Annotated in this window: 25 protein-coding genes; 14 read left to right on the top strand and 11 right to left on the bottom strand. The window is 71.9% G+C overall.

What is annotated here, in order from left to right; genetic code table 11:
- Positions 1 to 179: 179 nt before the first annotated feature.
- Positions 180 to 2,246: an iron uptake transporter permease EfeU gene (gene efeU, locus HG542_RS09020; protein ID WP_171079591.1), complete on the top strand. Its 2,067-nt coding sequence runs from the start codon at positions 180 to 182 to the stop codon at positions 2,244 to 2,246.
- A 39-nt stretch (positions 2,247 to 2,285) separates the two neighbouring features.
- Entirely contained in the window at positions 2,286 to 3,554 is a 1,269-nt protein-coding gene (gene efeB / locus HG542_RS09015) for an iron uptake transporter deferrochelatase/peroxidase subunit (protein WP_171079590.1), read from the top strand.
- A 67-nt stretch (positions 3,555 to 3,621) separates the two neighbouring features.
- On the opposite strand, the gene HG542_RS09010 is transcribed toward efeB, so the two are convergent.
- Positions 3,622 to 4,392: a G1 family glutamic endopeptidase gene (locus HG542_RS09010; protein WP_171079589.1), complete on the bottom strand. Its 771-nt coding sequence runs from the start codon at positions 4,390 to 4,392 to the stop codon at positions 3,622 to 3,624.
- Between the two features lie 142 nt (positions 4,393 to 4,534).
- On the opposite strand from HG542_RS09010, the gene HG542_RS09005 reads away from it, so the two are divergent.
- Complete coding sequence (locus HG542_RS09005) at positions 4,535 to 5,512, top strand: helix-turn-helix domain-containing protein (RefSeq protein ID WP_171079588.1); 978 nt, start codon at positions 4,535 to 4,537, stop codon at positions 5,510 to 5,512.
- A 46-nt stretch (positions 5,513 to 5,558) separates the two neighbouring features.
- Here the strand turns inward: HG542_RS09005 and HG542_RS09000 are convergent, their stop codons facing one another.
- The gene (locus HG542_RS09000; RefSeq protein ID WP_171079587.1) at positions 5,559 to 6,815 is read right to left on the bottom strand and encodes an MFS transporter; all 1,257 of its coding nucleotides are present in this window, start codon (positions 6,813 to 6,815) and stop codon (positions 5,559 to 5,561) included.
- Between the two features lie 90 nt (positions 6,816 to 6,905).
- Here HG542_RS09000 and HG542_RS08995 point away from each other — a divergent pair, with 90 nt between their 5' ends.
- A complete protein-coding gene (locus HG542_RS08995) occupies positions 6,906 to 7,601 on the top strand; it encodes a response regulator transcription factor (protein ID WP_171079586.1) in 696 nt (231 codons plus the stop codon).
- Positions 7,594 to 8,451, top strand: a complete 858-nt coding sequence (locus HG542_RS08990) for a cyclase family protein (RefSeq protein ID WP_171079585.1) — start codon at positions 7,594 to 7,596, stop codon at positions 8,449 to 8,451. Before HG542_RS08995 ends, HG542_RS08990 begins: the two co-directional genes overlap by 8 nt.
- A gap of 45 nt (positions 8,452 to 8,496) precedes the next feature.
- On the opposite strand, the gene HG542_RS08985 is transcribed toward HG542_RS08990, so the two are convergent.
- Both HG542_RS08985 and HG542_RS08980 read right to left on the bottom strand, forming a co-directional pair.
- A complete protein-coding gene (locus tag HG542_RS08985; protein WP_171079568.1) occupies positions 8,497 to 9,267 on the bottom strand; it encodes an SDR family NAD(P)-dependent oxidoreductase in 771 nt (256 codons plus the stop codon).
- On the bottom strand, positions 9,264 to 10,970 hold the full coding sequence (locus tag HG542_RS08980; RefSeq protein WP_171079584.1) for a dihydroxy-acid dehydratase: 1,707 nt from the start codon (positions 10,968 to 10,970) through the stop codon (positions 9,264 to 9,266). Before HG542_RS08980 ends, HG542_RS08985 begins: the two co-directional genes overlap by 4 nt.
- A gap of 178 nt (positions 10,971 to 11,148) precedes the next feature.
- On the opposite strand from HG542_RS08980, the gene HG542_RS08975 reads away from it, so the two are divergent.
- Positions 11,149 to 11,949 (top strand): YmdB family metallophosphoesterase, encoded by an 801-nt coding sequence (locus HG542_RS08975; protein WP_171079583.1) that lies wholly within the window; start codon positions 11,149 to 11,151, stop codon positions 11,947 to 11,949.
- Between the two features lie 17 nt (positions 11,950 to 11,966).
- On the top strand, positions 11,967 to 12,770 hold the full coding sequence (locus HG542_RS08970; protein ID WP_171079582.1) for a class II aldolase/adducin family protein: 804 nt from the start codon (positions 11,967 to 11,969) through the stop codon (positions 12,768 to 12,770).
- 62 nt (positions 12,771 to 12,832) lie between these two features.
- Here the strand turns inward: HG542_RS08970 and HG542_RS08965 are convergent, their stop codons facing one another.
- On the bottom strand, positions 12,833 to 13,033 hold the full coding sequence (locus HG542_RS08965; RefSeq protein ID WP_171079581.1) for a DUF2795 domain-containing protein: 201 nt from the start codon (positions 13,031 to 13,033) through the stop codon (positions 12,833 to 12,835).
- A 286-nt stretch (positions 13,034 to 13,319) separates the two neighbouring features.
- On the opposite strand from HG542_RS08965, the gene HG542_RS08960 reads away from it, so the two are divergent.
- Positions 13,320 to 13,487, top strand: coding sequence for a hypothetical protein (locus HG542_RS08960; protein WP_171079567.1), 168 nt, complete (start codon positions 13,320 to 13,322; stop codon positions 13,485 to 13,487).
- Positions 13,488 to 13,509: 22 nt separating this feature from the next.
- Here HG542_RS08960 and HG542_RS08955 read toward each other — a convergent pair whose 3' ends face one another.
- The 3 genes from HG542_RS08955 to HG542_RS08945 all read right to left on the bottom strand — a co-directional run bounded on the left by HG542_RS08955 (position 13,510) and on the right by HG542_RS08945 (position 14,897).
- Positions 13,510 to 13,953, bottom strand: coding sequence for a DUF2267 domain-containing protein (locus HG542_RS08955; protein ID WP_171079580.1), 444 nt, complete (start codon positions 13,951 to 13,953; stop codon positions 13,510 to 13,512).
- Positions 13,954 to 14,022: 69 nt separating this feature from the next.
- Positions 14,023 to 14,418 carry a DUF2267 domain-containing protein gene (locus HG542_RS08950; protein ID WP_171079579.1) on the bottom strand — a complete coding sequence of 132 codons (396 nt, stop codon included), beginning with the start codon at positions 14,416 to 14,418 and terminating at the stop codon, positions 14,023 to 14,025.
- A 47-nt stretch (positions 14,419 to 14,465) separates the two neighbouring features.
- Complete coding sequence (locus HG542_RS08945; protein ID WP_171079578.1) at positions 14,466 to 14,897, bottom strand: Hsp20/alpha crystallin family protein; 432 nt, start codon at positions 14,895 to 14,897, stop codon at positions 14,466 to 14,468.
- Positions 14,898 to 15,025: 128 nt separating this feature from the next.
- On the opposite strand from HG542_RS08945, the gene HG542_RS08940 reads away from it, so the two are divergent.
- Complete coding sequence (locus HG542_RS08940; protein WP_171079577.1) at positions 15,026 to 15,670, top strand: type III effector protein; 645 nt, start codon at positions 15,026 to 15,028, stop codon at positions 15,668 to 15,670.
- On the opposite strand, the gene HG542_RS08935 is transcribed toward HG542_RS08940, so the two are convergent.
- Positions 15,657 to 18,029 (bottom strand): ATP-binding protein, encoded by a 2,373-nt coding sequence (locus HG542_RS08935; RefSeq protein WP_171079576.1) that lies wholly within the window; start codon positions 18,027 to 18,029, stop codon positions 15,657 to 15,659. The two genes, HG542_RS08940 and HG542_RS08935, sit on opposite strands and share 14 nt — an antisense overlap.
- Positions 18,030 to 18,220: 191 nt before the next feature.
- On the opposite strand from HG542_RS08935, the gene HG542_RS08930 reads away from it, so the two are divergent.
- Complete coding sequence (locus HG542_RS08930; RefSeq protein WP_171079575.1) at positions 18,221 to 18,598, top strand: hypothetical protein; 378 nt, start codon at positions 18,221 to 18,223, stop codon at positions 18,596 to 18,598.
- A gap of 86 nt (positions 18,599 to 18,684) precedes the next feature.
- On the opposite strand, the gene HG542_RS08925 is transcribed toward HG542_RS08930, so the two are convergent.
- Both HG542_RS08925 and HG542_RS08920 read right to left on the bottom strand, forming a co-directional pair.
- Positions 18,685 to 19,278, bottom strand: coding sequence for a ricin-type beta-trefoil lectin domain protein (locus HG542_RS08925; protein ID WP_171079574.1), 594 nt, complete (start codon positions 19,276 to 19,278; stop codon positions 18,685 to 18,687).
- A gap of 41 nt (positions 19,279 to 19,319) precedes the next feature.
- A complete protein-coding gene (locus tag HG542_RS08920; RefSeq protein WP_171079573.1) occupies positions 19,320 to 20,363 on the bottom strand; it encodes an LLM class flavin-dependent oxidoreductase in 1,044 nt (347 codons plus the stop codon).
- 626 nt (positions 20,364 to 20,989) lie between these two features.
- Between HG542_RS08920 and HG542_RS08915 the strand changes: the two genes are divergently transcribed.
- The 4 genes from HG542_RS08915 to HG542_RS08900 all read left to right on the top strand — a co-directional run bounded on the left by HG542_RS08915 (position 20,990) and on the right by HG542_RS08900 (position 25,371).
- Entirely contained in the window at positions 20,990 to 22,408 is a 1,419-nt protein-coding gene (locus HG542_RS08915; RefSeq protein ID WP_171079572.1) for an aldehyde dehydrogenase family protein, read from the top strand.
- Between the two features lie 50 nt (positions 22,409 to 22,458).
- Entirely contained in the window at positions 22,459 to 23,571 is a 1,113-nt protein-coding gene (locus tag HG542_RS08910) for a zinc-binding dehydrogenase (RefSeq protein ID WP_171079571.1), read from the top strand.
- A gap of 80 nt (positions 23,572 to 23,651) precedes the next feature.
- Positions 23,652 to 24,761, top strand: coding sequence for a thioredoxin family protein (locus tag HG542_RS08905; protein ID WP_171079570.1), 1,110 nt, complete (start codon positions 23,652 to 23,654; stop codon positions 24,759 to 24,761).
- Positions 24,762 to 24,846: 85 nt separating this feature from the next.
- Positions 24,847 to 25,371 (top strand): C40 family peptidase, encoded by a 525-nt coding sequence (locus tag HG542_RS08900; RefSeq protein ID WP_171079569.1) that lies wholly within the window; start codon positions 24,847 to 24,849, stop codon positions 25,369 to 25,371.
- The last annotated feature ends 142 nt before the right edge of the window (positions 25,372 to 25,513 follow it).

Here is a 25,513-nt window from a genome sequence, read left to right as displayed (position 1 = left end):
TACCCTGCGTCCACGGCTGCGGGTGCCCGGCAGTGTCCGTTTATGCCGTTTCCGCCGGTCAGGGGTGGGTTCCAGCGAAGATGATCATGCGACTACAGATCTGTAGACAGCTAAGGCTTACCTGAATAAGGTATGGCTTCGCTAACCAGCACTACCGACGCCGCGGCGGGGAGAACAGCATGTGGGACGACGCGTTTCCGAGCTTCTTGATAGGTCTGAGAGAAGGGCTGGAAGCCGGACTCATCGTCTCCGTCCTCGTCGCCACCCTCGTCCGCGCCGGCGCCAAGTCCCGCCTCCCGCAGGTGTGGACGGGCGTCCTGGGCGCGATAGCCCTCTCCCTGAGCTTCGGCGCGGTGCTGACCTTCACCGCCGCCAGCCTCTCCGCCACCGCCCAGGAGGCGTTCGGCGGCACGCTCAGCGTCATCGCGGTCGCCTTCGTCACCGCCATGGTCTTCTGGATGCGGCGCTCCGCCCGCAACCTCTCCGGTGAGATCCGCGAGAAGGTCACCAGCGCCCTCGCCATGGGCACCGGCATGCTGATCGTCACCTCGTTCCTCGCCGTGGGCCGCGAGGGCCTGGAGACCGCCCTGTTCCTCTGGACGACGGCACGCGCCGCCGGCGAGTCCGCGGGCCCGATGATCGGCGCCGGTATCGGACTCGTCATCGCGGCCGGGCTCTGCTGGGGCCTGTACCGCCGGGTCCTGAAGATCAACCTCACGAAGTTCTTCACCGCCACCGGCGTCGTCCTCATCGTCATCGCCGCCGGTGTCCTCGGCTACGGACTGCGCGACCTCCAGGAGGGCGGCGTCCTGCCCGGGAAGGCCGCGTTCGCGTTCGACCTGAGCCAGAACATCGACGCCGGATCCTGGTACGGCACGCTCGTCCAGGGCGTGTTCAACCTGACCCCCTCCATGACCTGGCTGCAGGTCGTCGCCTACGTCGCCTACCTCGCCGTCGTCATGACGCTGTTCGTACGGGGCGTGCGCGGCACCCGTCCGGCCAAGGCCGGTGCGGAGGCGAAGACCGAGGCGAAGACCGAGGCGGTGCAGGACAAGACGTCCGACGAGGCCGCGGAGAAGGCGCCGCGCCGCCGCCCGGCGTGGCTGGTCCCCGCGGCCGTCGTCGCCGTGCCCGCCGTCGCCGCCGGTGCCGTCGTCGCCTTCAGCGGCTCCAAGCCCGCCGGCGCCCAGACCGTCGCCGTCTCCGAGAAGGAGTGCGGCAAGGGCTTCACCGCCCCTCAGCCCGGCCGCCAGACCTTCCAGATGCACAACACCGGCGACAAGGCCTCCGAGGTCTACCTCGTCGACCCCGCCACCAACTCCGTCTACGGCGAGATCGAGGGCCTGGCGCCCGGCACCACGCGCGACCTCGTCGCCACCGTCGGCGGCGGCGAATACGCCTGGCGGTGCGTGCCCACCGGCGGCAAGGCCGTCACCTCCGCACCGGTGCGCGTCAGCGGCGGCGGCAACGTCAAGGCCGTCAAGCCCGTCTCCGAGGAGGACCTGGCCGGCCCGCTCAAGGCCTACAAGGACTACGTCGCCAAGGGCCTGGCCACGCTCACGGACCAGACCGGCAAGCTCAGCGACGACATCCAGCACGGCGACCTCGACGCCGCCCGCACCGACTGGCTCACCGCGCACCGCACCTACTCCTCCCTCGGCGCGGCCTACGGCACCTTCGAGGACTTCGACAAGAAGATCAACGGCCGCACCGCAGGCCTCCCCGACGGTGTCCGCGACAAGAACTTCACCGGCTTCCACCGCGTCGAGTACGGCCTGTGGCACGGCGAGTCCGCCGACGACCTGCGCGGCCCGGCCCAGCAGCTGCAGCAGGACGCCCAGGGCCTGCAGAAGGCCTTCCCCACCCAGGACTTCGACCCCTCCGACCTGCCGCTGCGCACCCACGAGATCCTGGAGAACACGCTCCAGTTCGAGCTCACCGGCGCAGCCGACCAGGGCAGCGGCACCATGCTGGCCACCGCCGATGCCAACCTCGCCGGCACCCGGGAACTCCTCGACGTCCTGCGGCCGTTGATCGCCGCGCGCAGCCCGCAGCTGCTCACCACCGTCAACGGTGACATCGACCGTGAGCAGAAGCTGCTCGACGCAGCACACCACGACTCCGCGTGGACCCCGGTCGACAAGCTCGACACGGCCACCCGCGACCGGCTGAACGGCGCCACGGGCCAGCTGCTCGAGGACCTCGCCCCCATCCCCGATCTCCTCGAGATCCGCAAGTCCGCCTGACCCGTGCCGTACGCCGAACCCTCCGAAGGGAACCAGAACATGACCGCCGAATCCGCCTGCCCGATGGGCTTCTCCGCCGGCCGCCGCGGTTTCGTCAAGACGGCACTCGGGGCGGGCGCGGCCGGTGCCGTCCTCGCCGGCGGCGGCTTCGCGCTCGGCCAGGCCGGCGCGGGCCGGGCGGAGGCCGCCGACACCGAGGACGCGGGGAAGGTCGACTTCCACGGCGCCCACCAGGCGGGCATCCTCACGCCGCAGCCGGCCGCCGCGGCCTTCCTCTCGCTCAACGTGATCGCCGAGAACCGCAAGGAACTCGCCGACCTGTTCCGCACGATCACCGAGCGGGCCCGCTTCCTGACCGCGGGCGGCGCCCCCGTCGACCTTGGGGTCGGCGCACCGCCCTCGGACAACGGCATCCTCGGCCCGACGGTCCCCGCCGACCGGCTCACCGTCACCCTCGGCGTGGGCGCGTCCCTCTTCGACGACCGCTTCGGCCTCGCCAAGGCCAAGCCCCGCAAGCTCACGCCGATGCGGACGTTCCCCAACGACAACCTGCAGGCCGCCGAGTGCCACGGCGACCTCTCGCTGCAGATCTGCGCCGAGAACCAGGACACCGTCCTGCACGCCCTGCGCGACATCGCCCGGCACACCCGCGGCGCCATGCAGATCAAGTGGCGCATCGACGGCTTCCAGAACGCGCCCCGCCCGACGGGCGCGCAGCGCAACCTGCTCGGCTTCAAGGACGGCATCGTCAACCCCGACACCGGGTCCGCGCGCGAGATGCAGCGGCTGGTGTGGGTGACGGACCAGCTCGGCGAGCCGTCCTGGGCCGTCGGCGGCAGCTACCAGGTGATCCGCATCATCCGCATGCTCGTCGAGTTCTGGGACCGGGTCTCGCTCACCGAGCAGGAGAAGATGTTCGGCCGCCGCAAGGACACCGGGGCGCCGCTGGACGGGGCCAAGGAGACCGACAGCCCCAACTACGCCAAGGACCCGAAGGGCGAGGCGATACCGCTCACCGCCCACATCCGCAAGGCCAATCCGCGCACGCACGACACGGACGACTCCCGCATCCTGCGCCGCGGTTACAACTACGACCGGGGTGTCGACAACGTCGGCAACCTCGACATGGGCCTGGCGTTCTGCTGCTACCAGCAGGATGTCAAGCGGCAGTTCGAGGCCACCCAGGAGCGCCTGATCGACGAGCCGCTCGTGGACTACATCTCGCCGACCGGCGGCGGCTACTTCTACGCGCTGCCCGGTGTCCGGGACTCCAAGGACTGGCTGGGCCGGGGCCTGCTGGAGAGCTGACGACGTTTCCCCGCGCCCGAAGGGGCGCGGGGAACTGCGCGATCAGCCACGACGAACCCGCAGTCGATCAGTAGCGGATGCTCCCCGGCCGCCCCACAGGGGCCGCGGTGCGCGACCCGCCGCCAGGCGACATGCCGAACGCGCCGCCCTGCAGGGGCCCCGGCACGTACCCCCCGCTGACCAGCGCCTGCGGCCGGACGGAGTCGAACGGCTTCCCGTCCACCGTGATACCGGAGAAGTCCAGCCGGGCGAAGGCCGGATAGCTCTGCGTCGGCGACTCGATGACGGCCTCGGCGCTCGCGTTCTGCCCGTCGATGGACTGGTCGACGTGCTCGGACCAACCCTTCGTGGTGTCGCTGAGGGTGAGCGTGTAGCTGCCGCCCCCGTTGGAGACCACCGTCGCGGTGATGGAATCGCCTTCCGAGACCGGGTCGTTCCAGTACACGGGCGGGGACGGGTACATCTCGTACCAGGCCGAGAGCACGGGCGAGCCGCTGGAGCAGTCGGTCTGCACCCCGGCCTGTTCCACCGACTGCGAGCCGTAGCCGTCGATGCCGACCCAGGGGGCGAAGAGGTCGTTGGCCGAGGTGCAGGTCGCGTGGGGCTCGGTCCACGAGCCGGTGATCGTGGAGAACGAGCCCTGGGCGACGTAGCCGCCCCAGTTGCTGTCCCGCAGCCGGAGGTTGTGGGGGCCGAAGGCCGCGGCCGACGCGCCGGCCGTGCCCGCCGGGACCAGGGCCGCGGCCAGCAGCAGTGCTGCCGCCGCGGCCCTGGCCGCGTGGGGGCCGCCGGCGCGGGATCTGCCGATGATGCGCACGGTGCCCGGGGATATGCCCATGAGGCACGCTCCTTGGGGGGTGTTGACATACCGGTGGGGGCGGTCGGCCGACCGGGGCTCATGGTGCGGGCGGCCGTGCGGCTCCTCAAGCGGCGCGGTCCGGCCGGATTCCGTTATGGCGGGAACATGACATGATGTTTGGGTGGTTCCTCACGAGTCCCGCGCGGCCTCCGCCGGATTTCTCGAAGCCCTCGGCCTGCCGGAGCCCGAGGAGGCCGCCTACCTCTGCGCACTTGCGGTGCCGTCCTGCACGGCCGCATCGCTCGCGGACGAACTCGGCACCACCGCCGAACGGGCCGCGCGGCTGCTGCAGTTGCTCGCCGCCCGCGGGCTCCTCCACCGCCGGGACGGCGACCCCGCCCGCTGGTCGGCGGCCGCCCCCGACCTCGCCGTCGAGGCACTGCTGCTGCGCCGCGAGGAGGAACTGTGCCGCACCCGCGGCCGCATCGCGGAGCTGATGCGCACCTACCGCTCGGCCCGCCGCCCGTGCGCCACCGACCTGGTCGAGGTCCTCACCGGCACCGCCGCCATCGCGCAGCACTGGCGGTCGATGCTGGCCGGCGCCCGCCGCCGGGTGCTGCTCTTCGACAAGCCCCCGCACATCGTCCGCTCCGACCCCGGCCTCGAACGCGCCCTGCTGGGGCGGGACGTGCAGATCCGCGTGGTGTACGAGGCCGGTTCGGTCGGCGCCCCCGGCCGGCTCGCCGAGATCCGAGCGTGCGTCGCGGCGGGGGAGCAGGCCCGGGTGCTGCCCGAACTCCCCTGCAAACTGGCCGTGGTCGACGACCGGTGGGCGATGCTGCCCCTGTGCACCGGCTCCGAGCTGCACGGCGCCATGCTGGTGCGCACCTCGTCGCTGCTGGACGCGCTGACCGGCACGTTCGAGGCGTACTGGAACCGCTCCGTACGGGTCCCGGACACCCGGGCCCCGGCGGACGGTGACCGCCGGGCGGAACTGCTCACGCTGCTCTGCGCGGGATACACCGACGACAGCATCGCCCGCCTGCTCGGCGTCTCGCCGCGCACCGTCCAGCGCCGGGTGCGCGAGGTGATGGACTCGCTGGGCGCCCGCACCCGCTTCCAGGCCGGCATCCAGGCGGCCCGGGCGGGGCTGCTCTGACGGGTGGCCCGGCGCTGCCGCCGCGCACCCCGCACGGCCGTGCCGACTACCGCCGCCTGTCGAGCTGACGGCACCTTCCCGGCGTACTGCGAACTCGCTCCGCGTCGGGCCGCAGGGAACGGACCACGGTCGCGGCGGACAGCAGTGCCGTGACCGCCGCGAAGGCGTAGAACGTGTGCACCAGCCCGAACCGGGTGCTGAGCAGGCCCGCCAGCACGGAAGGAACGGAGAACGCCAGGTAGGCGACGGTGAAGAAGGCGGCGAGGGTCTCCCCGCGGCGCGCGGGCGGAGCGGCGTGGGTGATGCGGCGGCTGCTGCCCATGAACGCGAGGCCGAATCCGGTGCCGGTCACCGCCGACCCGGCGAAGAACAGGGGCGGGCTGCCCGTGAACAGGGCGCCGGCGACGGCCAGGACGCCGAGGAACAGCGCGGTGCAGCCGAGCGCCGACGCGACCCGGTCCGCGACGGCGCCCCGGCGCAGGGCCCAGGTCAGCTGGGCGGCGCCGGCGACGCCCTGCATGCTGAGGATCACCAGGCCCGTGACGAACGGGTCCGACCCGTCGAGCAACTCCTTGACCAGGCTGCCCGCGAGCCCCAGATACAGCCCGCCGACCGCCCAGGCGACCGAGACCCCCACGGAGGCGGTGAGGAACTCGCGACGCGTTTCGGGCGGCACCCGCAGCGGCTGCAGACGGAGCACCTGCGACCACTGCAGCCGGGGCGCGGCCACCGTCTCGGGGACCCAGGCGATGATCGCCGCGAGCACGACGAGCGTGACGCCGGCGAGCACGAGGTAGGGCGAGCGCAGTGGTGCCGGCCCCCACCGGGCCAGCGCGCCGCTGATCACGGCGCCCACGGCAAGGCCGCTCGGCATGGCGGCGCTGTTCACCAGCCCGGCGGTCCGGTGGTCGGCACGGGGGTGCAGGTCGGCGAGGGCGGCGCCGGCCGCGCCGGTGAACACCCCGGTCGCCAGCCCCTGGACCGCCCGGGCGCAGTAGAGCCACGTCACGTCGTCCGCGGCGAGGAACAGCGCATAACTCACGATCAGCGTGCAGAGACTGCCCTGCAGGACCGGGCGGCGGCCGATCCGGTCCGACAGCCCGCCGATGAGCAGGAGCGCCGCCAGGACCCCGGCCGCGTAGACGGCGAAGACGGTGGTGAGCGTGGTGGCGGAGAACCCCCACCGCTCCTGATAGGCGACATACAGCGGTGTGGGGGTGCTGTTCGCGGCCAGGACCGTTCCGACGCCGACGGCCACGGTCCGGAAGGCACGCGCGGGCCGGCGCCCTGGAAGGTGTATCACCCAATGACCCTACGGCCCCCCGCCGCAGCCCTCAAGTGCCCGTGATCCGCGGGCCGTTGGCCTTGACTCCGCGCAGGCCCGCGCGAGGATGTGTACGTCGTCGAACGATGGGGGCGTCCCGTTTCAGAGAATCAAGAACGCATCAGCATCGTCCTGGCCCACCCCAACTCCCTGTACCGGCAGGGAATCACGGCGCTGCTGAATGCGGATGCCGATTTCTCCGTCGTGGGGCAGGCCGGCGACGGCGACCGCTGCATCGAGACGGCGGAACGCGAGCAGCCGGACGTCGTGCTCATCGACTGCGGCATTCCCGGCCCGCCCCTGGAAACCCTGATCGCACGCATCGCCGCGCTGGCCCCGCGCACCAGAACCATGGTCCTGCTGGCCAGACGCGACGACCCCGGCCTGCTGCGCAGACTGGTGCGGCTCGGGGTACGCGCCTTTCTGGTGCCCGACGGCGACCGTGACGAACTCCGTTCCGCCGTACGGATGGTGGTGAACAGCGGCGACCGGGTCGTCATGTCGATCCCCCGGGACATGATGCGGGGCCTCGGCGAATCCGGCCGGCTGCTGTCCCGGCGCGAGGTGGAAGTGCTCCGCCTCGTGGCGAAAGGCCTGACGAACAGCGAGGTCGGCGGAACGCTTTTCATCGCCGAGGGAACGGTGAAGCGGCATCTGACCAACATCTACACGAAGCTCGGCGTGAGATCGCGTATCCAGGCCGTCAACAAGGCTTTCCTGCTGGGTGTCATGGGAGATCGAGGAGGTGTTTCGTCGCATGGCTGACGGATCCCCGGAGAACGGCCCGAAGGCGTCGCCGCCATGGGCCGGAGGGTACGAGATCGTCGACCTCTCCGTGCTGGTGGCCGAGGACCTGCCCTGCTACTGGCCCACGCATCAGCCCTATCAGGCGAAGGTGTGGAACTGGTACGAGAACCGGCAGGACGTCGCCCCGGCTCCGCTGTACAGCAGGGAGGGCCCGTACGCGACCCGCTGGCTCGCCATCGACGAACACACCGGAACGCACTTCGACGCACCCACCCACTTCATCCCGCACGAGGACTCCGGCCTGCCGAACGCGGGGGAGTGGGGCGGCGTCTCGGCGGACCGGGTCCCGCTGTCCCAGCTCACCGGACCCGCGGCCGTCGTCGACGTCTCCGCGCTGACGGGCTCGGCCGGGGAGCCGGCCGTCAGCCCGCTGGTGACGGCCCGTCATATCACCGCCTGGGAGGACGAACACGGCGAACTCGCCCCGGGCGACGTGGTGTTGTTCCGCTCCGGGTGGGACTCCCGCTACCGCCGCGGCCGGGCCGGGCAGGCGTACGCGCACGACGTCATCGTCACCGGACGCGGCGACGCGTGGCCCGCACCGGACGTCGGCGCGATCCGGCTGCTCCTGGACCGCGGTGTCCGCTGCGCGGGCAGCGACGCCCCCAGCATCGCCCCCGTGCAGGGAAAGCTGCCCGTCGACGTGCACGTGACGGGCCTCGGGGCCGGCGCGGTCTTCGTCGAGGGGCTCGCCCGCCTGGACTCCCTGCCCCCGCGCGGCGCCTGGTTCTGTTTCCTCCCCGTCAAGCTGGAAGGGGCAACAGGCGCACCCGGCCGGGCCGTTGCCTGGGTCCCCCGCGCACGGTGACGCGGCTCCGGCCCGCCGCGGAACGGGGCGGGCCGGAACCGTGGCTCACTGCGCCAGGTATCCGCCGTCCACGGGCAGCACCGCGCCGGTGATGAACGAGGCCTCGTCCGAGGCGAGGAAGACGATCGCCGCCGCGACCTCGTCCGGCTCGCCGATCCTGCCCATCGGATGCCTGCGCTCGATCTCGGCGAGGTACGCGGCACCGCCCGGCTCGTCCGGCAGCCGGCGCACCCGGTCCGTACGGATCGTCCCCGGCGCCACGGCATTGACCCGGATGCCCCGGTCCGCCCACTCCACCGCGAGGTGCTTGGTGAGCCCGGTGGCCACGAACTTCGCCGGGCCGTAGGTGCTCTGGCCCGCCTGGCCGGCGAGCCCGGAGATGGACGACAGGCACACGATCGCGCCGCCGCCGGCCGCGGCCATCTGCTCGACGGCGAACTTGCAGGTGAGGAACATGCCCCTGCCGTCGACCGCCATGACGTGGTCCCAGTCGTCCGCGGTCGCGTCCGTGATCCTGCTCAGCGGCAGGATCCCGGCGTTGGCGACGAGCACGTCCAGCCGGCCGTACGCCTCGACCGCGGCGGCGATCATGCGTCCGGCGTCCGCGGGCACCGAGACGTCACCGGTCACCGTGGCCGGCTCGGCGCCCTGTGCGGCCAGCTCCGCGGCCAGTTCGCCGAGGGCCTTCCCGTCCACGTCGGTGAGGGTCAGCAGCGCGCCCTCCCGGGCGAAGCGCAGGGCGGTGGCGCGTCCGATACCGCGGGCCGCGCCCGTGACGACCGCCGACTTGCCGGACAGCCGGCCGGGCCCGCTCACGGGTTCTCCGTCCGGCCGCGGGAACGCGGACGTGTCGTGATCGCGCCGGCCGCCGCCGAGGAGACGACGTCGCGGTACTTGGCCATCACACCGGCGGGGCACCGGGACGGCGGCGCCTCCCATTCCTTCAGGCGCTGGGAGAGTTCGGCCGGGGAGAGGTCCACGTCGACCACCCGGCGGTCCAGGTCGATCGTCACGAGGTCGCCGTCCCGCAGGGCGGCGAGCGGCCCGCCGTCGGCGGCCTCCGGCGCGATATGCCCCACCATCAGGCCCAGGGTGGCGCCCGAGAACCGGCCGTCGGTGAGCAGCCCCACCGAGGGCCCCAGGCCCCGGCCCACCAGGGCGGCCGTGACACCGAGCATCTCCCGCATCCCGGGGCCGCCGCGCGGGCCCTCGTACCGGATCACCACCACGTCGCCCTCGGAGATGGCGCCCGACTGCACGGCGCTCATGGCGAGTTCCTCGGAGTCGAAGACCACCGCGGGGCCGGTCAGGCTGCGCGTACCGGTTCCCGTGGTCTTGAGGACGGAGCCTTCCGGGGCCAGGTTCCCCCGGAGCACGACCAGTCCCGACGACGGGGCGAACGGGGCACCGGCGGGGGCGATCACCTGCTGGCCCGGCCGCTCGACGGCCTCGCCCACCTCGGCGGCGAGCGAACGCCCGGTCACCGTCAGCGCGTCCCCGGCCAGCAGCCCCGCTTCGAGGAGCCGCCGGCCGACGAGCCGGGTGCCGCCCGCGAGGTCCAGGTCGACGGCGGTGTACCGGCCGCTGGGGCGCAGGTCGGCGATGAGCGGGGTACGGGAACTGATCTCGTCGAACTCGTCGATGTCCAGCGGGATTCCGCTCTCCGCGGCGATGGCCAGCAGATGCAGGACGAGGTTGGACGAGCCGCCGGTGGCCGCGCACGCGGTGATCGCGTTGCGGAACGAGTCCCTGCTCAGGATCGCGCTCGGCCTCAGACCGTCCTCCACCAGGCGGGCGGCGAGCACCCCGGCGTCCCGGCAGGCCTCGGACTTGCGCGGGTCGCCGGTGGGCGGATCCATCGAGCCGAACGGCGACAGACCGAGGAACTCCATGGCCATCGCCATGGTGTTGGCCGTGTAGTGGCCTCCGCACGCCCCGGCGCCCGGGCAGGCGCTGCGCTCCAGTTCGGCGAGCCCCGCGTCGTCCAGCTCACCGGCCGCATGCCGGCCCACGCCCTCGAAGACGTCCTGCACGGTGACGTCCCTGCCCCGGAAACGGCCGGGAAGCGTCGTACCGGAATAGACGATGACACCGGGTATGTCGAGACGCACATGTGCCATGGCCGCGGCCGGAATCGTCTTGTCGCAGCCCACCAGCGTGACAAGCCCGTCCAGCGCATGGCCCCTGCCGACGAGTTCGACGGAATCCGCGATCACCTCGCGGCTGACCAGGGAAGTGCGCATGCCCACGGTGCCCATGGTGATGACATCCGATATGGCAATGGTGTTGATTTCCAGGGGAGTTGCCTCGGCGGACCTGACCCCGCGCATGGCCGCCTCGGCCAGCACGCGGTGGTTGAGATTGCACGGCATCGTGCCGATCCAGCTGTGCGCGACACCGATCATGGGCTGGGCCAGTTCCCTGCCGGACAGGCCGGTCGCGCGCAGCGCCGCCCTGGCCGCCGCCCGGTCGGGGCCCGTCAGTACGGGATTGGGCCGGGAACGACGAGATCCCGCCATCGCATTCATCCTCCGTCCGTTCCCAGGAGTTCCTGGGGGGCGCTCACCCTAATCGCTGGACAGGCGGAGACGCAGTGTGCCGAAGGTCGTAGCGCGTGAATGTGACGATGGTGGGATGCGGGTTCCCAACCCCCTGGGCAGAGTTGAATGACCTGATGGACCTTTTGGGGGCGGCCAGGTGAGAGTTCTCTACATCGGTGACGTCGTGGGAACGGAAGCCGCGGAACTCCTCGTCCGCAGGATCGGGGAATTGCGCCGGGCATACGGCGTGGACCTGATCCTGATCAATGCGGAGAATTGCGCTCCGGACGGATTCGGCACGACCGTCGGACAACTGGAGCGGCTGCTCGCCGCCGGGGCCGACGTCATCTGCGGCGGAAACCACTCCTGGGACAGCCCGCAGGCCGTGGCGTCGCTGGACCTGCCGCGAGTCCTGCGCCCCGCCAACGTCGAGGCCGGCGTCCCGGGACGGGGCGTCATCACCGTCGAGGCGGCCGGCGCCACGGTGACCGTCGTCAACCTCGCCGACGCCTGCGCGATGCACTCCGCGAGAGGCGTGGCCGACAAGTTCTACCCCGCCTACCGGGCCTGGCAGTCGGCGGAGAAAATCGGCGCGGTCATCGTCGACTACCACGGCGACCACGTCCTGGAGAAACAGATCTTCGCCCATGCCGTCGACGGCGAGGCGGCCGCTGTGCTCGGCAGCCACACGCACGAACCCACCGTTCCCCTGCACTTCCTGCCGGGCGGCACCGTGCTGGTCACCGACGTGGGCATGACCGGCCCGGTCGGCGGGGTCCAGGGTTTCGACCCGACACACCTGGTGCGCAACCTGCGCGAACGGGGCAACCCCTTCGCCGGCGAGCTGCCGGTACCCGTCGCCGGAGCACCGATCACCTTCGGCGCGGTGCTGATCAGCATCGTGGGCAACAAGACCGTCGAGGCCGAGCGGCTGGACGACGCCGTGCTCACCGGCTGAGCAGGAGAGGACCCCGGATGCCCCGACCGACTGACGGATCATTCGCCGCATCCCTCCGTCCCCGCGACCCGAAACTGCCCGGGCCGCCGGAATTCGCCACCGTGGAGGAGGAGCGCCGGCACCGCAGGGAACAACTCGCCATCGCCTTCCGGATCTTCGGCAAATTCGGCTACGGCGAACACCTCGCCGGCCACATCACCGTACGGGACCCGGAACTCCTCGACCATTTCTGGGTGAACCCCCTCGGACGGTCCTTCTCCCGGATCCGGGTGTCCGACCTGATCCTCGTCAACGCCGAAGGACTCGTCGTCCACGGCGACGCTCCCGTGAACAAGGCCGCCTTCGCCATCCACTCCCAACTGCACCACGCGCGCCCCGACATCGTCGCGGCCGCCCACAGCCACTCGCTCCACGGAAAGGCACTCGCCGCACTGGGACAGCCCCTGCTCCCCATCACCCAGGACGCCTGCCTGTTCTTCGAGGACAACGTCGTCGTACCGGACTTCCAGGGCATCGTGTACGACCCGGCCGAAGGCGCCCGCATCGCCAAACAGCTCGGCAGCATGAGCACGGCCATCCTGGCCAACCACGGACTGCTCACCGTGGGGCGCAGCGTGGAGGAGGCGGCCACCCTCTACGTCCAGGCCGAGCGCGCCGCACAGGTCCAGCTCATCGCGGCGGCGGCCGGCGAACTCCGGCCCATCGACCCCGAGGTGGCCCGGTTCACGTACAACCAGACAGGGTTGCAGGGTCAGAACTGGCGCGGATTCCTGCCGCTGCGCGAGGAGATCCTTCACGAACAGCCGGACGTCCTGCACTGACCCGCAGGGCGCCACCGGTCCGGGGGACGTGGCGGCGCTCCGCGTGTGTCTTGTGCTCGTGTCTACTTCCCGCCCTCCTTCACCGCGGCCTTGGTGACGGCCGCGGGCGACTCGTACTCCTTCTTCGGCATGGCGCTGAGCGCGTCGACGGTGGATTTCGTGGCTCCGTGCTTCTTGGCGTGGTCGACCAGCTTTTCCTTGGTCGCCGGGTAGTCCATGCCCTTGAGGCACTTCTGGAGCTCGATGGGGTTCGTTTTGGCCATGGTCCGCGGAGTACCCCGGCCGGGGCCGGGGATGAGGGGCGCGCCGCGGATTCACCCGGATGGCAGGACGCTGGTGACAGGGGCCCCGGCCGCACCGGGGACACGGCGGTGCGTTCCCATGCCAGGACGCGCGATGTGAGCCGCCGTCTGCGCCGGGCTGCGGCACAGCGGCAGCCCTCTCTCCGTGGATTCATCGGTATTTCATCGCCCTCCACGACGGTGGGGACGCGCGACGTGTCAACGATCAGTCGCGCGTCCGCGTCGTGCACGAGTGAACGGGGTACCGATGGACGATCTGTTGCACAAGCTGGTTTCCGGAGCCATCACCGGCGGGCTGATCGCCCTGGTGGGTGGGCTGAGCATGGCCTCACGCCGGCGCAGGGCGGCCCGTGAGCAGGCCGCCGCGGCGCGTTCTGCGGACGCAGGGCCGGACGCCGGACGGCAGTCGCGCTGAGCCGGGCCCGCGGCCTCGCCGGCTACGCGGCGGGGGTGAGTTCGGCGCGGCCGAACAACAGGGCGTAGCCGGTGGGGAGTTGGTCCAGGATGCGGGCGATGAGGTCGGGGCCGGCGTGGGCGGCGACGGCGGAGAAGACGGATCCGGTGTCCCAGCGGGTCGTGGCCAGGGAGGCGCCCGTGCGGGCGGCGAGGTCCTTGACGAAGGCCCAGCCGGTCAGGGGCCGGGTGTCCGGGATCTGCGCGGTGAGGACGCGGGCGGCCTCCAAGGGCAGACAGGCGGCGAGATCGACGCGTTCGTCACCGGTCAGCTGGCGCCCCAGCCCCGCGAGAACCAGGCGGACGGCTTCGTCGGCCCGCTCGCGGGTGGGGTAGGCGCCGTCGTAGCGGACCTTCTCCAGCATCTGCTCGTACGCGGTCCCGTACGGCTGCCGGTGCTCAAGCGGTACCTGTGCGTCGGAGATCACTGAGGTGCATGCCTTTCGTGGAGCCGGTATGGGAAGGGTGGTGCCGGGGTGCGGCACCACCCGTCGTGGTCAGGTGGGCTGGGGGCGGCCGAAGAGAAGGTCGTAGCCGGCGGGGAGCTGGAGCAGGATCTGCCCCAGCAGGTCGTCGCCGGCTGCGTCGGCGACGGTGGACAGCACGGCGCCGACGTCCCAGGCCGCCGTCTGCTCGGTGGCGCCCTCGATCCAGGCGGCGGTCGCCCGGACGAACCGCTCGGGGGTCAGCGGTTCGGCGCTCTGCAACGGGTTGAGCAGGATCAGGGCGAAGCCCTCCGGCAGGCGCGCCGCGAGACGGGCGCGGACGTCGCCCACCAGATGCGCGCCGAGCAGGGCGAGCACCACGCGGGCCGCGCGCTCGGCTTCCTCCGTGGTGCGGTACTCCCCGCGTTCCTTCACGCGATCGAGGAACGCTTCGGCTCGCAGGGTCATCTCGGACGCCACCTCCTCCTCTTCGGAGTGCCCCCGTCCGGCCGGTGTCAGCCGGAGATCTCCTTGTGGTCGGAGCCGGCGCGGATGGAGATCTTGCGGGGCTTGGCGCGCTCGGCGATCGGGATGCGCAGGGTGAGCACGCCCGTGTCGTAGTCGGCCTTGATGTGCTCGGTGTCGAGGGTGTCGGCGAGCACGATCTGGCGGGAGAAGACGCCCAGCGGCCGCTCGGACAGCTCCATCTGCACGTCGTCGCTCTTCGCCACCGGCCGGCGCTCGGCCTTGACGGTGAGCATGTTCCGCTCGACGTCGATGTCGATCGCGTCGGCGCTGACGCCGGGAAGGTCGAAGGCCACCACGTAGTCGTCGCCCTCGCGGTAGGCGTCCATCGGCATCACCGACGGACGGGACCAGGTGCCCGGGCCCGTCAGCTGCTGCGCCAGCCGGTCCAGCTCACGGAAGGGGTCAGTGCGCATCAACATCGTGAGAACACCTCCAGCAGGTTCGGGCAGTCGCTGCCAATGCGCTTCACTGACACCGTTGTAACATGTCATCCAATGGATGACAAACAAAATGTCGTCGATGTGATGACAGACCGAGGGAGGTGCCTGTGACCGCAGCCGACCAACCACCCCTGACCAGCGCGAATGCCCACAGCCCGGCGTCGTTCCTCGCCGCAGCGGCGGCCCTCAGGGCCATAGACGACGCCCTGCGCGACGCCCAGCACGACACGCGGCGGGACTCTCCGGACAGTCCCGAAGCGCCCGGTCCCGGGCCGGAGCAGGCGCTGGCCTCCCTGCTGCTGTTGCGGCAGGTGCGCGAGCAGCTCGCCGGATGGGAGACCGGCCTGATCGAAACCGCCCGCGACGCGGGCGCCAGCTGGGCGGACCTCGCCGGCCCCCTCGGCGTCGCCAGCCGCCAGGCGGCCGAACGCCGCTACCTGCGCGGGCGTCCCGGCCCCGCCGGAACCACCGGCGAGCAGCGCGTCACGGCAACCCGCCAGGCGCGGGCCGCCGAACGCGTCACCGCCGGCTGGGCCCGTACCAACGCCGCCGACCTGCGCCGCCTCGCCGGACAGATCACTGCACTCACCGATCTCCCCGCCGCCGCCCGCCGCCCGCGCGACAAGCTCCATGCGGCCCTCGCCCATGACGACCCCGCCGGTCTCATCGCCCCTCTGGCCGTCATCCGCCCCCACCTGTCCGCCGCCCACCCCGACCTTGCCGCCCGGCTCGACAGCCTCACTCCCCCCTGAGTCCACCGTCGGCGTCGAGGAGCGCGGTGAGTTCGGCGGTTTCGGGGGCGCTCAGCTCGCCCTGGACCGCGAGTGCCTGCTCGGCGTGGTGGCGGGCGGCGGCGGGGTCGTCCGGGGCCAGGGCGTGGGCGATGCCCTGGTGGGCGCGGGCGATCTGCAGGCTGCTGTCGATGGCGCGGGCGATGTCCAGCGCCCGCTGATGCCGCCGGCGGGCGGTGTCGCGGCGGTCGGCCGCGTGGTAGGTGGCGCCGAGGTCGTTGAGGACCTCGCTCTCCGCGCGCCGGTCGCCCATCCGGCGGTCGAGGGAGAGCGCGCGTGCGTGGTGGGCGACGGCCTCGCCGAACCGGCCCAACTGCCGGTAGCCGGTGCCCATGTTCGTCAGGGTGCGGGCCTCGCCCCACGGGTCGCCGATCCGCCGGTAGCGGTCGAGAGCCCGCCGGTGGTGATCGAGGGCCTCCGCGGCCCGCCCGAGCCGGGTGTGGGCCGTGCCGAGGCTGGTCAGGCTCAGGGCCTCGCCCCAGGGGGCATCGATGCCGCCGTAGAGGGCCAGGGCCTGCCGGTGGAGGTCGACGGCCTCCTCGATCTGCCCCAACTGCTCCTGGGCGATACCGAAGTTGGTGAGAATGACGGCCTCTCCCCACGCGTCGCCGAGCTCCCGGCACAAGGCCAGCGCCTCAAGTCCCCGGTCGAAGGCGTCCTCGGGGCGCCCCGCGTGCCAGCAGGCGATGGCGAGGCTGGTCAGGATCTCGGCGTGGGCCGGGTGGTTGCCGAGGTTCCCGGTGGCGGCCAGGGCGAGTTCGTGGGTGGTGACCCAGTCCAGGGTGCGCCCGCGGATGTCGAAGAAGTGCTGGAGGACATGGGTGTACTGCCACACATGCTCGTTCCTGCCGTGTGCGGCGGCCTGCGTGATCATCGCGACGAGGTTGGCATGCTCGGCCTCGTACCAGGCCAGGGCCGAGGCCCGGTCGCTCACGTCCGGGGTGTCGTCGGGTGGGTGGGCGACCTCGAACGGGAGCAGCCGCTGTCCCGGCGCCGTCACGAGGCGGGCGTTCCGCGCGGTGTGCAGATAGTGGTCGAGGAGCCGCAGCTCCGCCTCTTCCCGGTGTGCGGGCGGCTCGCTCTCGTGCAGGACCTCCTGCGTGTGTCGGCGGAGCAGATCGTGCAGTTGATAGCGGTGGGGCGCGTACTGCTCCAGCAGGTGCACGTCGACGAGCTCCTCCAGCCACTGCCCGGCCGTCGCCACGTCCGTGCCCGCCAGGGCCGCGGCCGCGTACGCGTCGAGATCGGCGCCGGGGTGCAGGCCGAGCAGCCGGAACAGCCGCTGACAGCCCGGGCCGAGGCGCGCGTAGGAGAGGGCGAAGGCCGCGCTGACCGCCTGTTCGTTGCCGCCGGAGCCGGACCGGCGGCGGCCCGCGCGGAGTTCGGAGGCGAGGTCCTGCGCCGTCCACGCGGGCCGGTGGGCGAGCCGGGCCGCTGCCATCCGGATCGCCAGCGGCAGCCGGCCGCACAACTCGGCGATCTCGGCGACCGCTTCGGGCGCGTCGGCGACCCGGTCGGGTCCCGCGATCCGGGCCACCAGCGCGCACGCCTCCGCCTCGGGCAGCACGTCGAGCGAGAGCGGGACGGCGCCTTCCAGCGCCAGGAGCCGCCGCCGCGAGGTCACCAGCACCGCGCACGACGCGGAGCCGGGCAGCAGCGGACGCACCTGCTCCGCAGTGGCGGCGTTGTCCAGCACCACCAGCGTCCGCCGGTCCGACAGCGTGGTACGCCACAGGGCCGACCGCTCCTGCAGGGTGTGCGGGATGCGCGCGCCGTCGACACCGGCCATGCGCAGCAGCGCCTCCAACGCCGAGGCCGGGCCCACGGGTTCGTAGCCCGGCGTGAAGCCGTGGAGGTCGCAGTAGAACTGGCCGTCCGGGAACCTCTCGGCCATGAGATGGGCGGCGTGCACCGCCAGCGTGGTCTTGCCGACGCCCGCCATGCCGTCGATCGCGGAGACCAGCACCGCGCCCGCGCTTCCGCTGCCGACCAGCTCGGCGATCCGGGCCACTTCGGCGGCGCGCCCGGTGAAGTCCGGGATGTCGTACGGCAGATAGCGGCGGCGCCCGGGCTGACCGGGCTGCTCGGTCTCGTCGGCCGCGTCCGTGGCGGTGGCGAGCAGGCGCTGTTGTTCGCCCGCCTTCAGCCCGAGGGCCTTGGCGACCTCCCGTACCGAGGCGAGGCGGGGCACCCGCCCCTGCCCGGACTCCAGTGCGCGGATGGTCCGGGCCGACAGCCCGGCCTGCTCGGCCAGTTCCTCCTGGGTCAGCCCGGCCCGTCGCCTGTAGGTGCGCAGCACTGTGCCGAACCGTTCCGCCATGTCCTCTCCCCGTCCTCCGGGCCCGGACCGCGCGGCCCCTGGCCGCGCGGCTTGACGTTCCCGACTGTGGCCGCCGTGGGAGAACGTCCGCTAAACGTCCGCTGGACGTCCTGTCGGCGGTGCGGGGCGGACGGCAGCATCTGAGCGTGTCCTTTTCCGCACGTTCCGATCTGCGTATCCAAAGGAGCACGGTGAACACACCGCGAAGAATCGCCGCCACCGCATCCGTCCTCGCCGCGGGCCTCGGCTTGCTGGGGGCGACCTCCGCCTCCGCCTCGCCCGCCGACGGTGTCCGCGTCACCAAGACGGCCGCAGCCGCGTCGGATTGCGCCTTTGCCGTCGTCACCCCCGGCAACAGGTACTGCTACAACGACGCAGGCAGCTACTCCATCGGCCCCATCACAGGAGTCAGCTTCGTCTGCGTCAACTCCGGATGGGCGGTCTACTCCTGGGCGTACAACCCCGGCGAGCGGCACCACGCCAAGCTCCAGCACCAGTCCGACCCGTGCGACGACTACAACGGGGTGCCGGGCAACACGGTCGTGGACTGGGTGGAGTTGCACCCCTAGCGGACAGGCAGGGGCCTGGTCGGGGCCTCGCCGCTCACGCCCCGGAGCGGCGAGGCCCCTTGCATCCGTTCACCGACGTGCCGGGCTCAGCCCTGGGTCTTCCAGACCTGGTACTGATTTCTCGGGTCCTGGCAGGTGGGCATGCCGTTGGACAACGAGCCGACCTTGTCCAGAAGGCCCGTTGTGTTGGTCAGGCACTCGCCGGCGATGTGCTTGTTGGTGACGGTCTTGTTGAAGAACTGGACTCCGTTGGAGGGGTTGCCGGCGACATTGCCGACCCAGGTCATGTTCCACTGGTCCTCGACGTTCCGGTAGTCGCAGGAGTCCGTCTTGAGGACGAGACGGTCGCCGTACCAGTGGTGGTCGGCGTGGATGCGCAGGCACAGTTTGGTGGCCACGTCCTGGATCTGGACCCGGGAGTAGTAGTTGTTGACGTCGCTGTCGTAGGACGTGACGTTCCACCGCTGGAACGGGCCTCCGTTGCAGACCCCCACGTAGACGGAGCCGTGGGCGTTGCTGTCGAGGCACAGCGGGCCGCCTCCGCTGACGATCAGCTGGGCTCCGACGAGGTGCGTATTCGCCTGAGCCGTGCCGGTGCCGAGGACGATCCCCCCGGTGACGGTGGTGAGGGCGGCGGCGGTCATGGCGACGGTGCGGCGGAGTCTGGATGATGTCGGCAATGCGGACAAGGTGTCCCCCAATCTCGTGCGCCCTATGGCGCTCAGGCGAGGAGTTCGGCGAGTTGGGCCATCTCGGTCGGCGGGTCGATCACGGGTTGGATGAGGAGCTCGTCCACGCCTGCCTGTTCCAGGGCGGCGATGCGCGTGCGGAGGTCGTGCCGGGTGCCGACGAGGGCCACGCTGTTCATCAGCGAGGGCAGGACCAGGTCCCGGTCCTGCGGTGCGATGCGTCCGAGGTAGTCGGGGTAGAGCTTGGTGTACCGGTCAGGCGCGGTGGCGGTCGTGCCACGCCGGGCGAGGAGTTGCCGCACCACCTCGCGTTGGTCGGGGCCGAGTTGCCCGGCGAAGACGGGTGTGTCGGCAGCGAAGTCCAGCAGCGCCAGGACGAGATGGCCTGTCGTGTCCCGGGCCGCATCGCTGTCGGAGTCCTCGTCGCCGCGCAGCAGATGGAGCGCGGTGACCACGTAGGAGTCGTGGTCGCGGGGCATGCCGTGGGCGGCTTGACGGCGGGCGTCGTGCAGCGCGCGCCAGGCGGCGGGGTCGAGCAGGCCGAAGGAGATGAGGCCGGCGCTGCGGTGGCCGGCGACGGCGGCGGCTTTGGGTCCGTGCAGCGCGGCCACGACGAACTCGATCGGATCGGTGGTGTTCACGTGCGCCCCGGCGTGGAGGAACCGGATGTCGCGGACCCGGTCCCCTTCGCGGTACTCGGTCGGGCGCCCGGCACACAGATCCTGCAGTGCCGCGGTGAAGTTCTCCAGCGCGGCCGCCGTGGCCGGCTGCATGCCCAGAGTGCGCCGAGCGGTGTTGCCGGTGCCGACCCCGCAGATGATCCGGCCCGGTGCCAGGGCATTGAGGCTGGCGAACCCGCTCGCTGCGGCCGGGGCCGAGCGCAACGCCGGCGAGGTCACGCCGATACCGAGCCGGATGCGACGGGTGGCCTTCGCGCACAGACTCAAGGCGACGAACGGGTCACCGTGGACCATCGGGGTGTCATTGACCCAGAAGCTGTGCAAGCCCAACTCCTCGGCCTGCACGGCGAGATCCTCCACACCGGGGTGCGCGGCGATCACGACGCCTGCACGCATCGAACCTCCCGAGTACGAGGATCGGATCGAGCTTGCTCATGCTGGCAGATACCGGGGCCGAAGCCCATGGCCGTGACGCCGGCGGCGGAGCCACGTCGACGACCCGCGAATTCCCGACCCCGCACGCCCCTACCCCGACGCCCCCGCCGACTCCCGCAACCGCCAGCGGACATCCCGGTGCGTGCTGCTGGGTGGCAGCCACTCCGTGCGCAGCTTCGCCACGCACGTGCAGTTCGCGTCGCAGACATTGGCCGGCGGCGACTCGGACGCCTATGCAGCCCGTCCACCAGACCGAGCCGGGCGGTCCGGAAGGCGTCCTCCAACGGGCGTGCGGAACCGGGCTGGCTCGCCATGGCGGGGGTCGACGGCGCGAGCATGACGCAGTTCTGCAAGATGTGCGAAACGGAGCGGAGCTCGGTCACAGTTCGCGCGCTGGTACTGGGCACGCACTACGCCGGGGCACCACTGCACGACGCGCTACTGCTGATCCGGCCACGCAGGCGGAGGCCGGCGAGGCAGCTTCCGGGGGCTTGCCGTACGAGCCGGGACGGGGGCGCCCTGGTGTGCCGCCGGTGACGGAGGTTAGGTTGAGCGCGTATCCAACGGGACGTCAGGAGGCGACGGTTGTGAGCGCGCACGACGGCATGTACATCGACGGCAGCTGGCGCCCCGCCGAGGGCAGCGACAGGATCGACGTCGTCAACCCGGCGGACGAGCAGGTCATCGGGACCGTGCCCGCCGGCACCGCCGCGGACGTCGACGCCGCCGTGCGCGCCGCGCGCACGGCGCTGCCCCGCTGGGCCGCCACCGCGCCCGCCGAGCGCGCGAAGTACCTGACCGCGCTGCGGGACGCGCTCGCGGCCCGGCAGACGGAGATCGCCGCGACGATCACCGCGGAACTGGGCGCACCCACAGGTTTCGCGCAGCGCGTGCACACCGGGCTGCCGATCGCCGTGACCGGCTCGTTCGCCGAACTCGCCGCCTCCCACCCCTTCGAGGAGAGGGTCGGCAGCTCGGTGGTCCTGCACGAGCCGGTCGGCGTGGTCGGTGCGATCACGCCGTGGAACTATCCCCTGCACCAGATCGTCGCGAAGGTCGCCCCCGCGCTCGCGGCGGGCTGCACGATCGTCCTCAAGCCGGCCGAGGACACCCCGCTCACGGCCCGGCTTTTCGCGGAGTGCGTGGATGCGGCGGGCATCCCGGCGGGCGTGTTCAACCTCGTCACCGGCCTCGGCCCGGTCGCCGGCCAGGCCCTCGCCGAGCACCCGGACGTCGACCTGGTCTCCTTCACCGGTTCCACGGCCGTCGGCAAGCGCATCGGCGCGCTCGCGGGCGGCGCGGTGAAGCGGGTCGCCCTGGAGCTGGGCGGCAAGTCCGCGAACGTGATCCTGCCGGGCGCCGATCTCGCGAAGGCGATCGCCGCCAACGTGGCGGACGTCATGCGCAACTCGGGGCAGAGCTGCAATGCGCTCACACGCACACTCGTCCACGCCGACCAGTACGCGGAGGCGGTCCATCTCGCTGCGGAGACCGTCGCGACGTACGTGCCCGGCGACCCGGCCGACCCCGGTGTGCGGCTCGGCCCGGTCGTCAACGCCGAGCAGCGGGAGCGGGTGCGCGGGTACATCGCCAAGGGTGTCGAGGAGGGCGCCCGTATCGTCACCGGAGGCAAGGACGCGCCGGAGGGCCTGGAGAAGGGCTACTTCGTCCGCCCGACCGTCTTCGCCGACGTCACCCCGCAGATGACCATCGCGCAGGAGGAGATCTTCGGCCCGGTTCTGTCCTTGCTCGCGTACGAGACGGAGGACGAGGCCGCCGCCATCGCCAACGACTCCGTGTACGGGCTCGGCGGCGCGGTGTGGGCGGCCGACCAGGACAAGGCGGTGGCCTTCGCCCGGCGCATGCAGACCGGCCAGGTCGACATCAACGGCGGCGGGTTCAACATCCTTGCCCCGTTCGGCGGTTACAAACAGTCGGGTGTGGGGCGCGAGCTGGGGGCGCACGGCCTGGCGGAGTACCTGCAGACGAAGTCGCTGCAGCTCTGAGGCTGCCGAGGGGCTCCGAGGGTTCCGACGGTTCACGGAAAGGCACCGACATGGTCCGCGCTGCAGTCCTGTCCGCCGTCGGCGTCCCCTTGCGGGTGACCGACATCGATCTGCCCGCCCCCGGTCCGGGCCGGGTCCGCGTCGCGCTCGCGGCAGCGGGGGTCTGTCACTCCGACCTCTCCCTCTCCGACGGCACACTGCGCCAGTCCGTGCCCGCCGTCCTCGGCCACGAGGGCGCGGGCACGGTCACGGCGGTGGGCGAGGGCGTGGACGCGGTCGCCCCCGGTGACCGCGTCGTCCTCAACTGGGCACCCGCCTGCCGTGATTGCCACCTCTGCGGTCTGGGCGAACCGTGGCTCTGCACGAACGCGGCGAGCGCCGCGGGGGCCCCGTACGCCACGCTCGCCGCCGACGGGTCGGCGCTGTACCCGGGCCTGGGCACAGCGGCTTTCGCGGAGGAGACCGTCGTACGGGCGGAGGCGTTGATCCCGCTGCCCGACGGGATCCCGCTGGCCGAGTCCGCCCTGCTCGGCTGTGCCGTCCTCACCGGCTACGGCGCCGTGCACCACAGCGCGCGGGTACGGGCCGGCGAGTCGGTCGCGGTGTACGGCGTCGGCGGCGTCGGTCTCGCGGCCGTCCAGTCCGCGCGGATCGCGGGGGCGGAGGCGATCGTCGCCGTGGACGCGTCCCCGGAGAAGGAGGAGCCGGCCCGGGCCGCCGGCGCCACGGACTTCGTCCTGGCGGACGGCGACACCACGGCCAAGCGGGTCCGCGCGGCGGCGGGCGGGCCGGGTGCCGACGTCGCCATCGAGTGCGTGGGCCGGGCGGAGACCATCCGCACGGCCTGGTCCTCGACGCGGCGCGGCGGCCGCACGACGGTCGTCGGCATCGGGGGGAAAAGCGAGCAGGTCGTGTTCTCGGCCCTGGAACTCTTCCATTTCGGAAGGACGTTGTCGGGCTGCGTCTACGGCAACAGCGACCCCGCCCGGGACCTGCCGATCATCGCGCACCACGTGCGGGAAGGACGGCTGGACCTCTCGGGCATGGTGACGGACCGGATCGGACTCGGCGACATCCCGGAGGCGTTCGCGGCGATGCGGCAGGGGAGGGGCGGGAGGTCGCTCGTGGTGTTTCCGGGCGGCCGCCCGGTGGGAAAGGGCTGAGCCCCCGCCGACCGGCGGGGGTCCGAACTCGGTCGATCGGCCGACCCGGGCGGCCGCCCCGCATGCCTACCATGAGCCGCATGGGCAACAGGACTCGCATAATCCGCTTCCCGGAGCAGGGACTCCCCGGCACGCTGGTCAGCTGCGCCGAGGGCGAGGACCCCGTGGAGCGGGAGCCCAGCGGCCTGCTGGAGCTCCCGTCCGAGGCGCAGTTGATCTACGCGGCGGACACGGACGGGGACGGCCTCGCGGCCCTGGCCGAGCTGCCGCCCGACACCTTCACGGTCGTCGACCTGGGCGGTGCGACCGACGAGGCGATCCGGTCCGTGGCGGGCCAGCGCGGCTTGCGGACGCTCGTCCTGTCCGGCGACTTCACCGACGAGGGCGTCGCGGCGCTCGGAGGCATGCCCGAGCTGACCGACCTCGTACTGGAATCTTCGTGCTTCACCGGGACGGGGCTCGCCGCACTCGCCGGAACCGAGACCTTCGGCTCCCTCCGGAGCCTCGTCCTGAGCGACGCCCCCGCCCTGGAGTCGGAACGGCTGCACGCCCTGTCGGAGGCACATCGCTTGACCGGCCTCACCCTCGACGGCATCCGGGTCGACGACGCACTGGCCGACGTGCTGCTCGCCCTCGCACCGTCCCCGGCCGAGGTGTGGCTCACCGAACGCCCCGGCCACGAACTCGATCTCGCCGTGCTGGAACGGCTGCTGGGTGCAGGACTCGAAGTGAACGGTGTCCGCACGGCTCCCCGGCATGCGGCCCGCTTCGCCCGTATCGCCGCCGATGCCGCGACCATGCCCGATCTCCCCGACGGCGAGTCCGCCGCCCCGCCCCGCGGCGGAGTGCTCCACGAGATCACCGAGGAGCGGGAACTCGACCGGCTCCTCTCCCAACCCCTGCCCATCCTGGTCGACTTGACAGCACCCTGGTGCGGGCCCTGTGAGATCCTCGCCCCCGTCCTGGAGGACACGGTCGAGGCGCACGGCGCGGGCCTGATCGGCGTACAGATCGACATCTCCCGGGCCGAGTGGGCCCGGCAGCGTTTCGACGCCCTCGGCGTGCCTGCGGTCGTCCTGCTGCGGGACGGCCGGGAGGTCTCCCGCTTCAGCGGGGTCTGGCCCCGGCAGCGCATCACGGACTGGCTCGCCACGGCGGGCGTCGACGGTATACGACAAGGCCCGTCATAAGGCTCGCTCGCCTGCGCGTGCCCGACGGCTCCAACGCGGGTATGAGCCAGGTGGCTTACCCCCCTCGCGTGCAGCGGAGCCTTCCATGATGCACACCACCCCCATGCCCGCAGACATCGGGCTCACCCGGATAGCAGGACCCACCGGCAGAATGATCCGCATCGGCCAGTGGCTGAACGGCAACGGATTCGCCGACTACGAACACGCCTTCCTCGTCCTGCCCGGCGGGACGTTGCTGGAGGCCGAACCGGGCGGGGCGCGCATCCGCCCGCTGGAGGAGTACACGCACTCGCGCGTTCTGTACGTGTACCCGCCCGGCCTGACAGGGCAGCAACGTGCGGCCGTGTGCGCAGCAGCCCGCCGCTACGTCGGAGTGCCGTACAGCTTCCTCGACTACGGAGCCATTGCCGCGCACCGCTTCAGGCTGCCGCTGCCCGGGCTGCGGCGCTACGTGGCCTCCACGCGCCACCAGATCTGCTCGCAACTGGTGGACCAGTGCTACCAGGATGCCGAAGTACACCTGTTCGCCGACGGGCGCTGGCCCGGGTACGTGACCCCGATGGCGCTGTACGGCCTCCTCGCGCGGGGGGAACAGGTGCTGGCGGCCTGAAGCCCGCCCGGCTGTTGTGGCCCCCCACAGAAGGCTCAGGCGCCCATCGACGCCAGCTCGATCGCGGTGCGGTAGTCGGCGGATGCGGCGACCACACACGTGCGATAGGTGCGGTTGCCCTGCACCGCCTGGAAGTAATTGC

Origin of the sequence: Streptomyces morookaense, from assembly GCF_013030945.1 — a bacterium.
GTDB classification, from domain to species: domain Bacteria; phylum Actinomycetota; class Actinomycetes; order Streptomycetales; family Streptomycetaceae; genus Streptomyces; species Streptomyces morookaensis.
The sequence above is the reverse complement of the archived record's forward strand: the minus strand, read 5'-3'. Positions and strand labels throughout refer to the sequence as shown.

Bases quoted from the DNA above. Each gene is read 5' to 3' on its own strand.
- HG542_RS08935 (WP_171079576.1), bottom strand. From the start codon at position 18,029: ATGGCGGAACGGTTCGGCACAGTGCTGCGCACCTACAGGCGACGGGCC.
- HG542_RS08980 (WP_171079584.1), bottom strand. From the start codon at position 10,970: ATGGCGGGATCTCGTCGTTCCCGGCCCAATCCCGTACTGACGGGCCCC.
- HG542_RS09010 (WP_171079589.1), bottom strand. From the start codon at position 4,392: ATGGGCATATCCCCGGGCACCGTGCGCATCATCGGCAGATCCCGCGCC.
- efeB (WP_171079590.1), top strand. From the start codon at position 2,286: ATGACCGCCGAATCCGCCTGCCCGATGGGCTTCTCCGCCGGCCGCCGC.
- HG542_RS08920 (WP_171079573.1), bottom strand. From the start codon at position 20,363: ATGCGTGCAGGCGTCGTGATCGCCGCGCACCCCGGTGTGGAGGATCTC.
- HG542_RS08990 (WP_171079585.1), top strand. From the start codon at position 7,594: ATGGCTGACGGATCCCCGGAGAACGGCCCGAAGGCGTCGCCGCCATGG.
- HG542_RS08950 (WP_171079579.1), bottom strand. From the start codon at position 14,418: ATGACCCTGCGAGCCGAAGCGTTCCTCGATCGCGTGAAGGAACGCGGG.
- HG542_RS08960 (WP_171079567.1), top strand. From the start codon at position 13,320: ATGGACGATCTGTTGCACAAGCTGGTTTCCGGAGCCATCACCGGCGGG.
- HG542_RS08970 (WP_171079582.1), top strand. From the start codon at position 11,967: ATGCCCCGACCGACTGACGGATCATTCGCCGCATCCCTCCGTCCCCGC.
- HG542_RS08905 (WP_171079570.1), top strand. From the start codon at position 23,652: ATGGGCAACAGGACTCGCATAATCCGCTTCCCGGAGCAGGGACTCCCC.
- efeU (WP_171079591.1), top strand. From the start codon at position 180: ATGTGGGACGACGCGTTTCCGAGCTTCTTGATAGGTCTGAGAGAAGGG.
- HG542_RS08900 (WP_171079569.1), top strand. From the start codon at position 24,847: ATGATGCACACCACCCCCATGCCCGCAGACATCGGGCTCACCCGGATA.
- HG542_RS08945 (WP_171079578.1), bottom strand. From the start codon at position 14,897: ATGTTGATGCGCACTGACCCCTTCCGTGAGCTGGACCGGCTGGCGCAG.
- HG542_RS08965 (WP_171079581.1), bottom strand. From the start codon at position 13,033: ATGGCCAAAACGAACCCCATCGAGCTCCAGAAGTGCCTCAAGGGCATG.
- HG542_RS08910 (WP_171079571.1), top strand. From the start codon at position 22,459: ATGGTCCGCGCTGCAGTCCTGTCCGCCGTCGGCGTCCCCTTGCGGGTG.